The 8,671-nt window shown below is 49.1% G+C and carries 6 protein-coding genes; 1 reads left to right on the top strand and 5 read right to left on the bottom strand.

Features of this window, described 5'->3' with window-relative positions:
* Positions 1-7: 7 nt before the first annotated feature.
* Positions 8-178: a DUF6691 family protein gene (locus ACQY6Q_RS08415; RefSeq protein WP_427980152.1), complete on the top strand. Its 171-nt coding sequence runs from the start codon at positions 8-10 to the stop codon at positions 176-178.
* A 75-nt stretch (positions 179-253) separates the two neighbouring features.
* Here the strand turns inward: ACQY6Q_RS08415 and ACQY6Q_RS08410 are convergent, their stop codons facing one another.
* The 5 genes from ACQY6Q_RS08410 to ACQY6Q_RS08390 all read right to left on the bottom strand — a co-directional run.
* The gene (locus ACQY6Q_RS08410) at positions 254-1,444 is read right to left on the bottom strand and encodes an ROK family protein (protein WP_427980150.1); all 1,191 of its coding nucleotides are present in this window, start codon (positions 1,442-1,444) and stop codon (positions 254-256) included.
* Between the two features lie 312 nt (positions 1,445-1,756).
* Positions 1,757-4,834 carry an alpha-amylase family glycosyl hydrolase gene (locus tag ACQY6Q_RS08405; protein ID WP_427980148.1) on the bottom strand — a complete coding sequence of 1,026 codons (3,078 nt, stop codon included), beginning with the start codon at positions 4,832-4,834 and terminating at the stop codon, positions 1,757-1,759.
* A 272-nt stretch (positions 4,835-5,106) separates the two neighbouring features.
* Positions 5,107-6,207, bottom strand: a complete 1,101-nt coding sequence (locus ACQY6Q_RS08400) for a phosphotransferase (protein WP_427980145.1) — start codon at positions 6,205-6,207, stop codon at positions 5,107-5,109.
* Positions 6,208-6,453: 246 nt separating this feature from the next.
* Positions 6,454-8,142, bottom strand: a complete 1,689-nt coding sequence (dauA, locus tag ACQY6Q_RS08395; protein WP_427980143.1) for a C4-dicarboxylic acid transporter DauA — start codon at positions 8,140-8,142, stop codon at positions 6,454-6,456.
* A gap of 271 nt (positions 8,143-8,413) precedes the next feature.
* On the bottom strand, positions 8,414-8,671 hold a 258-nt coding region (locus tag ACQY6Q_RS08390), incomplete at its 5' end, for a 3'-5' exonuclease (protein WP_427980141.1).

The following is an 8,671-nucleotide window of genomic DNA, read 5'->3' as shown; positions in this document are numbered from 1 at the left end:
CAAACGCTTGATCATTGGTTCGGTGATCTTCGGCATCGGCTGGGGCATGGTGGGTATTTGCCCAGGGCCAGCTGTGGCTAGTCTATTACGTGGTGATGTGGTGATTTACTGGTTCTTCGCCAGCATGTTACTAGGCCATTACGCTAGCAAGCAATTCTTCAGCAGCGCCAAGTTATAAAGGCTGTTTGCTATGAATGATGAAGGGAGCCACAGGCTCCCTTTTGTGTCTGTAAGTGGCCGCTATTAAGCTCAACTAATCGGTATGCTGCTGCACAATGGCGATGATGCCAAGGCCGGTGAGATCTTCATCCCAGTTATATACTTCTACCACGTCTTGCTGTTGGTGATAGGGCAGAAGGTTTTCTGCCAGAGTACTACGCATGGCCGCTTCCATGTAAGGATAGGCGCGCACACCGGGCCCTGAAATCACTATTTTTTGTGGGTTAAACAGCGCCATTACATTGGCTAAACCTAGGCCTAGAACGGTGCCAGCTTGAGTGAAAATTTGCTGCATAGGCGAGTGTGGCTGTTCGGCTAAGTGGTTGAGGTCGAGCATTTGCTTTTCTGAAGGATGCAGCATGTCGGCTTGTGGCAGGTTATAGATGGCACTGGCATCACGGTAAATAGCGTAGTCACCTACGTAGGCTTCTATACAGCCGCGGCCACCACAGCGACATTGTGGCCCATTAAGGCTGAATTTAGTGTGGCCAAATTCGGTGTTGGAGGCGGCTTCGCCTTGATAAAGCTTGTCGTCTAGCCATAAGCCCATACCCACGCCGTAGCCTAATTGAATAGCGACCAAACTGTTGACTTTTTGGTATTGCGGAAGGTTTTTTAGCGCCACGGCAATGCAGTTGGCGTCGTTGCTAATAAATACCGGTAGCTGCAGTTGTTGCTGTAGCTGCTCAACCAATTGTAATTGTTGGCCCTTAATCGCCGGGCTCCACAATATGCCCTTGCCTTGTTGCTCGGTCACCCCTTGTACCGCTAGGCCTAGGCCGCGTAGTTTGTTGCGCTCGATGGCGTATTTGTCGAGAAAGGCAGTAAAGCTTTGGCACAGTACGTCTATCAGTTGTTGTTGGCTGAGGCTAACGGTAAGCACCGATTTAGTTTGTTGATGAATAATCTTACCGCTGAGATCGGCCAAGATCAGGCTAATCTCGTTAATAGAGAGCTTAATGGCGGGGTAAAATACCGCTTGTTGATTAAGCTGTAATTTTACCTTGGGCCGACCGCGGCCGGTTTCTGCATTTAGCTCGCTTTGTTGCTCAAGCAGTAAGCCTTGTTGGATTAACTCAGAGGTAATGGAGGTAATGGTGGCCGGACTTAAATGGGTGTACTGGCCAATTTCGACACGCGCCAATTCACCATGGCGGCGCAGGGTTTGAATGATGTCGCGACGGTTACTGGATCTGATTAACTCGGTATCTGTAATTCTTTTCATTAGCCACTATGCTTAGCTGGTTTAGTTGCACCAACATACTCATTCTAGTTGGAATAAAAATAACAATCTTAGTGAAGTGTTATTTTTATCACGCTTATCTCGGTTGCATTGTTAATGCTGCTGTAGGAGTCTCATTATTTAATTGAGAGAGTTGTCATTTGTTAGTGTTGGCCGCTTGTTTACGGCTTGCTAAGGTGCGGCTTAGGTTTGCTTCAGCTTGCTTTGTTTTCGCCCTGATTGGCGCTCTTTATTGAGCGGTAAAACTATATCTGCCCAAGCTTTAAACTTGGGCAGGTATTATTGCTTTAGGGTTTATTTTTGCTGAGTAAACATGGTCACAGCAGTACCCTCAACCACTGTGCTACCACTTACGCTGGCATTCGCTGCGCCATTGGCATCGGCCACTTTAGTCCAAGAGCCCGCGGGTAAAGTGATGCTTTGGTTATTGCCGCTGTTATATACAATGAACAAATTATGGCTATCACTAGGGTCGGTGATGTAACCGGTAATCACTTGCCCAGCATATTGCTCAGGACGGCTAACACTAAGGTATTGAGCTATCTCTTGGTTGCTGTTCATGCGCAGGCCAGCATGTTGACGACGTAAGCTAATAAGCTGCTTGAAGTAATCAAAGGTAGCGGCGTTGGCAATTTTATTTGACCAACGAATGGCATTGAAACTATCGGGGGCGTTGTAGCTATTGTGTGCGCCACCATGATCGCCGTAGTTCCATGCGCTAGGGCTGCTAATTTGCTGGTTATTGGTTTTGGTGCGCAGGAACTCATCACCGGCATGGATGAACGGAATACCTTGGCTGGTAAGCACCAGGCCCATACCAAAATTAACCACACGTTTGGCGTAGCTCAAATCGCTGGGTGGAGTAAAACTCATTACCTGATGAGAGCTATTTTGTACCACGTTGCTAGACGCGCTGAGGTAGACCTTATCCCATAGTGCAAAGTTATCGTGGGCCGAAATGTAATTGATGCTTTGCTCTGGGTCGGCGGCATAGTTGCGGAACCAAGTACTGTTGCGTCCATCGTTGGCATCATAGGGTGAACCTCGGAAGCCATCGTAAATCGCCCAACCGCTATCGGCTGCAGCTACATTGTTGAACATATAGGCGCTGCGAGTATCGTCGTTAGAGCCTTTTAACGCTTCGCGGTAGGCGCCGTTAAATACCCCAACGTGCTGGTCGACCATGTTGTGGGTGGTGCCGTAGCGTACCCGCTGACCTTCGAGTGGATCGCTGGCGTAACCATTCCAAGGTTCGCCGTAAATCAGCAAGTTGCGATCGGCAAATTTGCTGTTTAAGTGGCTGGCCCATTTTTGCACTTCTTGATAGGAGAAAATACCAATCAAGTCGAAGCGAAAGCCGTCGATGCTGTATTCATCCACCCAGTATTCAAGTGAGTCTTGAATCATCCGGCTGACCATGGGTACATCGGCGTTAATCGAGTTGCCGGTGCCTGAAAGATCGCTGGCGGTGTAGTACTGCATGGAAATGTTTTCGAACATTTCGTTGTTGTAGGTATGGTTATACACCACGTCCATAATCACCCGAATACCAGCCTTGTGGAATTCGTTGATCATGGTTTTGAATTCACGTACCCGCTCCTCGTAATCATTAGGCACGCTGGAGTAACGATCTTCTGGAATGTTGTAGTTGCGTGGATCGTAACCCCAGTTGTAACAAGGATCGCTGTCGGGCAAGCCGTCACAGGTAGCAAAGTCGTAAACTGGTAGCAGTTGTACGTGAGTCACACCCAGTTCTTTCAGGTGGTCTATGCCGGTTGTAATCCCTTGATAAGTGGTGCCGGGCTCAACTAGACCTAAGAACTTACCGCGCTTATCGGCGCTCACCCCAGAGCTGGCATCAATGGTGAAGTCGCGCACGTGCAGCTCGTAGATAATTGCATCTTCGCGCTCGATTAGGCTGGGGCGTGCTGCCCAACCGTCTAGCGGATCGGTGCGGGACATATCCATCACAATGTTAACCGCTTCGTAATCGCCAGTACCGGCCTGCGCCATTTTCCCGTAAGGGTCGCGCACTGGCACACCATTAACGTAGAAGGTATAAGGCTTGAGGTGAAGATCGCCTGGCACGGTGGCTTGGTAAACCTGAGTGTATCCGGCAAAGTCAGGCACCGCTTGCATGGTGTAGCTTAGGCCATCCACTTCTACACTAACGTTGCTGTTCTCAGGAGACCATAAGGAGAAGGTCGTCGCGCTGGGCGAGTAAACTGCACCAAGGGTTTCTGGGGTGATTGGGCAATCATCCACGCACTGTTGTTTCTCGGTGGTCACTACTTTCGTGTTGGCATTGAAGCAGATGTCGTAGCTGCTATTGGCGTCTACCAATACGTCGGCCTGAGGGTAGTTTTCGGTCCAGTCGCCATAGTGGTCGATTTTAAAGCGCGGGTTATCGCTACCGAAGCTCTGGCTAGTACAGTAGTTAATGCCATCGCTACTGGTCATTAAGGTCGCTTGCCAGCCATTAGGCGTACCACGGAAGTACCACGTATCGGCGGGTGGGTCGATGATGGTGTAGTCAAACTGGCTAATGGCTTGGTTGCCACTGGCGTCCACTGCCAGCACTTGTAGGCTGAAATCTACGCCTTCATCAACGGAGTTTTCTGCCACAAGGTTCAAGCTGCTACAAGGCGCTGAGGCAGTGGTGGGAATTGTGCCATCGGTGGTGCAATAGCTTTGCGGAGCGCTGTCTTGGTTGTCGCTAATGCTAAGCGTAATGGTTTGGCTTTCGCTATAAGTACCGGCCGCTGGGCTTACGCTCACGCTTGGCGCCTGAGTATCTTCTACATCGACAGGCGTTACAGTAATAGCCTTGCTGCTGGCGTTAAAGCAGATGTCGTAGCTGGCATTGCCGGTGACGGTATAATCGGCGGTAGGATAGGCTTCGGTCCAATCGCCATAGTGGTCGATTTTGAAACGTGGCTCGTCGTTAGCGAAAGTTTGAGTGGTACAGAAAGTGATGTTGTCACTGCTGTCCATAGGTGTGGCTTGCCAGCCATTGGCAGTGCCACGGAAGTACCAGCTGTCTTCAGGTGGCTCAATTTCTATATCGCCACAGTTGGCGACTTCGGTGGCAGTAATGGTTTTGCTGTCGCTAAAGAAGCGAATGTCGTAACTCTTGTTAGCCGTAACCGTGTAGTCGGCGTTGGGGTAGGCTTCGTTCCAATCGCCGTAGCGGTCAATCTTAAAGCGTGGGTTGTTGTCGCCAAAGCTTTGGCAGGTTTGGTATTGGTTACCAGAGACTAATTCTAGCGGGGTGCTTAGCCATTGGTTTGGCGTGCCCCTAAAGTTCCACTCCGCGCTGGCGTGCGCAGACAGTAAGCTCGCTCCTAACAGAACGATAGATAACTTTTTCATGGTCTTTCCTTGTACTGTTTTGCTGTTTATTTAAGCATCAGTGCTTGGCGAAAATACTGCGAATGCTCTTCAAGTCTGATGATTTTGCCTTGTTTTTATTTTTGTAAGGCCAATGTGCAGTTCAATCTGCTACTCCATGGCAATTGAGAATGGTAAAGAATAAATACTAAAAAAGGGCAAAAAATAGCCAGAACTGTGAAGTGAATGTCTCAAGGCCATCGAGTTGAATCGATGGCCTTGTAAACAGATCTTAACGTTTTGAATAGTAGGGGTTATTTCAATTGGTACTGCTGGGCTAAGTGGCGGTAATCTTGGTACTTCTTGATCAGCGCCAGTTGGTCTAAATGGGCGTTATCAAACAACAGTGCGCCGTTGTTTTGCAATTGCAGGTAAACGGTGGCCGCCATGGTAATGACTTTGTCGATACGCTTTAGGGTCATTGGTGTGCAGCTCTTACCGCTAATGTCATCGGCAATGTCTAAGCAATGAGAACGAAAACTTTCGGCAATAAACAGATTTTTTAAAGAGCGTTCGTTGTCTAACGCATATTCCCAGCGTTCGATGATCTCGGTTTGCCAATGAATGACATTGGGATGAGCAAAGTTTTGTTTTAACCAAATTAGCTTCTGGGTATAGATGTCTAAGCCCACTTCTTTGAGCTCGCGGTACAGGGCGAGTTGGTCGTTGCTGGTCATCACATCTTGATAACGCAATAGGTAACCAAATACATTGCGTGTTTCTAAGCGTTCTACCGCGTGAAAAGCCGGTGAGGCTAAACCGTCACTGTTGTAGTGTTCCAGAGGATCGAAGCGGTACATGTAACCAAAATCAAATAAGTAAATCTGGCGCCCGTCGTACAAAATATTACCGGGGCAGAGATCCCACTCCATAAGGCCCACTTGCTCTAAGGCAAACATGGTATCGAATATCTGGCGAAAAATTTCGCGGCTAAAGCTGCAAAGCGGCTTACCCTCGATCCAAGGAGAAAGAATAAAACCCAGTCGATAATCGGCATATAGGGTGGTCACAATGTGCTTAAAAGCAGCAGCGGTGCTGGCCTTATCCTTCAGCGCTTGTAAGTCTTGACGGCGTTGCACCTCATTAAGGAAGGAGGTTTGGCCATCGATATTCTGCACACGCGCTTCGGCGCGGCGGCGTTTAAGGTTGTAGTGCCGCCCATTAATCATTAAATGAATCACTGTGGCAGTGAGCCCATCGTCAAACACCTCAACCACATGGGGTGAATTGAGATCTAAAGCGGCTAATTCTTCAGGGGGCAAGGGGCAGTTTTCAATTTTTCCTACGACGATATTTTGCTCGCCTTGTTGAAAACGTAATTGAGCTTGTTGGCGTTGCTCAACTAATGCATTCATTACCACTCTCCAGACTGTTTATTATTCGATGAGTTTATGCTCATAAGTCTATGGAGTAAGGGAATTTATAAAGATGAAAAGCGTTTCGGTCACAAATATTGTTGGCTCGAAACGCCTAATACGCTAAGGATCACATTTATCGGGCTGGTTTTGCTGAGTTTGGGCAGTGATTTCATGCTTAGCCAAGCCTCAGACGCCGAACTATCTATGTCTAGCCGACGTCAGATTTAAAACTTTATTGGCGGCTTAAAGCATTTTATTGGCCATGACAAAGCTATCTGCTAAGTTTCTGGAGAATGCCACACTGCCACTGTGCTTACGGATCCCCGCTCGACGTAATTTTAAGATCATCCGTGGCAGCAATCCGTTAATCACTAAGCCAATTTTGCGTTGTTGTAAGTCTTTGGCAATTGATTCCATGGCCACGATGGCACTCATGTCGATGAGGGTGACTTCAGCCATGTCGAGGATTATCACTCTCACTTCGGGGCGAACCGAGGTAATGGTTTTTAAGGCCTTTTGTGCAGAGCCAAAGAATAACGGGCCATTGATGTCATATAACATCACTTTATCGGGCAGTTGATAGCCTTCGTGATTATCTTCAATGGCGGCGGCCTGCGTCAGGCTCACGCTGCGTTTAATGAATAACATGGCGGCCATGCCCATACCCACCGCAACCGCGATGGTCATATCAAACAGCACGGTGAGCGAGAAGCACAATAACAACACTATTACGTCGTCTTTGGGGGCTACTTTAAGGGTGCGGACAAAGTGTTTGGCCTCACTCATATTCCACGCCACCATTAATAGCAAGGCTGCCATTGAGGCCATCGGAATATAAGACAGTATCGGTGCCAGTAGCAGAATACTCAGCAGAATGAATAGCCCGTGCACCACTGAAGCGAGCGGCATGCTGCCACCCGATTTTACGTTGGCGGCGGTGCGAGCAATCGCTGCGGTAGCGGGAATGCCGCCTAATAAGGGCGCCACAATGTTGCCAATGCCTTGACCAATCAGCTCGTCATTAGGGTTGTGTTTTTTACCGGACATGCCATCGGCTACCACCGCACAAAGCAGTGATTCTAAGGAACCTAAAATGGCAATGGTCAGCGCCGCTGGCAGCAACTGACGAATTAACTCAAAGCTTAAACCTATCGGTGTGCCATCAGCGCCGGGTAGGTTCCAAGGCCACTCAAATTGGGGTAGCAGTGGTGGAATGCCACTGCCACTGAGGCCGTCTAGGCTGTAAGAAAAGCGACTGCCAATGGTGGCCACCGAAAAATCACTCAAGCCAAGGCTGAGCAAGTAAGCACTAAGGCTACCAACCAGCAGGGCAATCAAGTGACCGGGGATCTTAGAGCGAAACTTGGGCCACACCAGCAATATTGCCAAGGTAAGAGCACCAATCAGCGCCTCGCGCCAATCGACGCTGGGTAAGGCCTGCACCAGAGCGGCCAGTTTCGCTAAATAGTGACCGTCGACAGCGGCCACTTGCAGCCCTAAAAAGTCTTTAATTTGAAAGGTCGCGATAACTACGCCGATCCCTGCGGTAAAGCCAACCGTGACCGGGTAGGGCACGATTTCGATAAACTTACCCAGCTTACCTAGGCCCATGAAAATCAAGATGAAACCGGCCATGAAGCCGCTCACCAGTAGCCCGCCAAGACCATATTGCTGAACAATCGGTAGCAGTATGACTACGAAGGCGGCGGTGGGCCCAGAAATATTGACTTTTGAACCGCCGCTTAGGGCAATCACTATGCCCGCCACTAGGGCCGTATATAAACCATGTTGCGGGGGAACGCCGCTGGCGATAGCTAGGGCCATAGACAGAGGCAGGGCGATCACCCCTACAGTTAAACCGGCTAGAATATTGGCCTGAATTTGTTGACCTGAAGGTCGGCTTTGTAGGGTTTTTGTTAGTGCAGAAAACATCGGCATCTCGATATAGATAGTGACAGGTGCTCTGATCACGTGCTCGAATAAGGGCGTTTAGCGAAATATTAATGCGCGGCGGCAGCACCCAAAGCTGCGACGCAATTTAGAGCGACGTGAAAGCCTGCTTTATACACCCGCTGCCCCCCTTGAGGCAATGGCCGCAAGGGCTAACAGTGCAATCCTGTGTGAATTTACTTTAAATTAGCCCATCCAGAGGATCTGTGACTGATTGTAGCCGTTTAGCGCCTAGCATTTGACTGGCTTAGCGCTACTTATTTTGATTGAGTGCCGCCCTTAACGCGGCAATGCCTTTATTGCCTTTGGCTTGGCGTTCTTCGGCTGTTTCTGTTTTGCGCTTTTGTTCCCAGATTAGGTCGTTTTGCGGTAGCTCATAAAGAAAGCGGCTGGGTTCGGGTTTAATCAATTCACCAAATTGGCGACGTTCCTTGGTTAGGGTGAAGGTGAGTTCTTTTTGTGCGCGCGTAATGCCCACATAGGCCAGACGGCGTTCTTCTTCTACGTTGTC

This window comes from Agarivorans sp. (assembly GCF_050295395.1).
Taxonomy (GTDB): Bacteria; Pseudomonadota; Gammaproteobacteria; order Enterobacterales; family Celerinatantimonadaceae; genus Agarivorans.
The sequence above is the reverse complement of the archived record's forward strand: the minus strand, read 5'-3'. Positions and strand labels throughout refer to the sequence as shown.

Excerpts from the sequence above, each read along its gene's own strand:
- ACQY6Q_RS08410 (WP_427980150.1), bottom strand. The coding sequence starts at position 1,444 with ATGAAAAGAATTACAGATACCGAGTTAATCAGATCCAGTAACCGTCGC.
- ACQY6Q_RS08405 (WP_427980148.1), bottom strand. The coding sequence starts at position 4,834 with ATGAAAAAGTTATCTATCGTTCTGTTAGGAGCGAGCTTACTGTCTGCG.
- ACQY6Q_RS08400 (WP_427980145.1), bottom strand. The coding sequence starts at position 6,207 with ATGAATGCATTAGTTGAGCAACGCCAACAAGCTCAATTACGTTTTCAA.
- dauA (WP_427980143.1), bottom strand. The coding sequence starts at position 8,142 with ATGTTTTCTGCACTAACAAAAACCCTACAAAGCCGACCTTCAGGTCAA.